Origin of the sequence: Cupriavidus sp. HMR-1 (assembly GCF_000319775.1) — a bacterium.
GTDB classification, from domain to species: domain Bacteria; phylum Pseudomonadota; class Gammaproteobacteria; order Burkholderiales; family Burkholderiaceae; genus Cupriavidus; species Cupriavidus metallidurans.
The window spans coordinates 1-2,727 of record NZ_ANKP01000077.1 but is presented as its reverse complement, the minus strand read 5'-3'; the positions used below and the strand labels follow the sequence as shown (position 1 = coordinate 2,727).

Here is a 2,727-nt window from a genome sequence, read left to right as displayed (position 1 = left end):
TGGATGGAGTCGCGGCTGCAGGCGCTGGTCGCGCCGTCCGCCGATGCGGAGGCCGCCGCGGGCCAGGCACTGCGCCGGTTGCGTGCCGAGGTCATGTGCGTGCTGATCGAGCGCGATCTGCGTGGTCTGGCCACGTTGGCGGAGATCACCGGCGCGATGACGGACCTGGCGGAGCTGGCGATCCAGTTCGGCCTGCGCGTGCTCGGCGCGGACCTCGGCGCGACCTACGGACGCCCCATCGGCGAGCAGAGCGGCGAGGCGCAGGAACTGGTGGTCGTCGGCATGGGCAAGCTCGGCGGGCGCGAACTGAACGTCTCGTCCGACATCGACCTGATCTTCCTCTATGACGAGGATGGCGAGACGCAGGGCGGATCGCGCAGCCTGTCCAATCACGAGTATTTCATTCGCCTTGGCCGCCGGCTGATCACGTTGCTGTCCGAGGTCACGGCTGATGGCTACGTCTTCCGCGTCGATATGCGCCTGCGGCCCAATGGCGACGCGGGGCCGCTCGTCTGCAGCTTCGGGATGCTCGAGGAATACCTGGTGGTGCAGGGCCGCGAGTGGGAGCGCTATGCCTGGATCAAGGGGCGTGTGGTGTCGGCCTGCGATACGCCGCACGCCGAACGTGTCGCGTCCATGCTCTCGCGCCTGACCACGCCGTTCGTGTTCCGCCGTTACCTCGACTACGGCGTGATCGCGGCGATCCGATCGCTCCATGCCCAGATTCGCGCCGAAGCGGCCAAGCGCAGCGGTGGTCTGGCCGGGCACGGTGTGAACCAGCGCTCGTTCAATATCAAGCTCGGTCGTGGCGGCATTCGCGAAATCGAGTTCATGGCGCAGGTGTTCCAGTTGATTCGCGGTGGGCAGGACCCCGCGCTGCGGGTGCGGCCCACGCTCGAGGTGCTCGACGTGGCGCTGGAACGCAACCTGTTGCCCGCTGGGCAGGCACTGCAGCTTGCCGATGCCTACCGCTTCCTGCGCCAGCTCGAGCACAGGCTCCAGTATCGCGACGACGCCCAGACGCATCACCTGCCGACGTCGGACGAAGAGCGCGTCGCCGTGGCGCAAATGATGGGCTATGGCGACTGGGAGGCGCTGGTCGCGCAGATGAACGCGCTGATGGACCCCGTGGCGCAGCAGTTCGAGGCGACGTTCACCAGTCCCGATACGCCGGAGTGCGAGGCGCTGTGGCCCGCGCTGGTGCGTGAGGAGCAGAGCTCCCGCGCCTCGCAGGACACCCCGGGTGACGGCGAGGAGACCGATCCCGAATCGTCACCATGCCAGCGCCTGCAGGCCGCGGGCTTTAGCGACTGCACGGGCCTGTACGACCGGCTCCGCGCGATCGCCACGTCGATGCGTTATCGCGCGTTGTCCGAAACCAGCCGCTCGCGCTTCGACCAGCTCGTCAACCGGGCGCTCGATCTCGCGGCCAAGCAGGACGATTCGGACAGCACGATCGCGCGCTTTCTCGATTTTCTCGATGCGATCAGCCGGCGGGCGTCTTATCTGTCGCTACTGTCGGAGTATCCGCAGGCAATGGACCGCGTCGCGCAGACGCTGCACGCATCGCGCTGGGCCGCGACCTACCTGACGCGCCACCCGCAACTGCTCGACGAACTGCTCGATGCCGACGCGCTGGCCGGAGCGCCGGACTGGCCTGCTTTCCGCGCGCGGCTGAGCGAACGGCTGCAGGCGTCGGACGGCCAGATCGAGGCGCAGATGGATATCCTGCGTCGCGAGCACCATGCCGAAACGTTCCGCATCCTGTTGCAGGATCTGCAGGGGATGCTCACCGTCGAGCAGGTGGCCGACCGTCTTTCCGATCTGGCGGATGCGATGCTCGACGTCACGCTTCAGGCCGTGTGGCGCCAGTTGCCGACGCGTCACTGCGACACCCCGCGTTTCGCGGTAATCGCCTATGGCCGGCTCGGCGGCAAGGAGTTGGGGTACGCGTCCGATCTGGACCTGATCTTCCTCTACGACGACGATCACGAACGTGCGCCCGACGTCTATGCGGCCTACGCGCGCCGCCTGATCACCTGGCTGACCAGCCATACCGCGGCGGGCATGTTGTTCGACGTGGACACGCGTCTGCGGCCAAACGGCGCGGCCGGGTTGCTGGTGACCAGCTTCGACGCGTTCCGACGCTATCAGTTGCGCGAGGGTGACAACGCCGCATGGGTCTGGGAACACCAGGCCCTGACGCGCGCGCGCTTCTGCGCTGGCGCCCCGGAAATCGGCGCCCGTTTCGAGGATCTTCGCGAAGAGATCCTGCGCCAGCCGCGCGATGGTGCCGCGCTGCGCGGCGAGATCGTCGAGATGCGCGCCAAGGTGGCGGAGGGGCATCCGAACCCGACCGACCTGTTCGACCTCAAGCATGATCGCGGCGGCATGGTCGATATCGAGTTCGCCGTGCAGTATCTGGTGCTGCTGCACAGCGGCGCGCATCCGGAACTGACCCGCAATGCCGGCAACATCGCGCTGCTGCGTATGGCGGGCGTGCTGAACCTGATCGACGCCAGTCTCGCGCAGGCCGTGGGCGACGCGTACCGGCTGTTCCGCGCGCGCCAGCACAAGCTGCGGCTCGATGGGTTCGACCAGGCGCGGGTGCCACCGGAGAGTGTGCGCGAACAGGCCACGCAGGTGCGCACCCTGTGGCGCGCGGTATTTGGTGAAGGCTGAGCGCGCCTTGCCGGGCTGGCCGGCCATGCTCGCCGCAGTGGCGGG

At 67.8% G+C, this 2,727-nt stretch carries 1 protein-coding gene; it reads left to right on the top strand.

Going from position 1 to position 2,727, the window contains the following annotated elements; translation table 11 throughout:
- Positions 1-2,682: bifunctional [glutamate--ammonia ligase]-adenylyl-L-tyrosine phosphorylase/[glutamate--ammonia-ligase] adenylyltransferase (gene glnE, locus D769_RS11725; protein WP_008645264.1), on the top strand; the 2,682-nt coding region annotated here is incomplete at its 5' end.
- Positions 2,683-2,727: the final 45 nt, after the last annotated feature.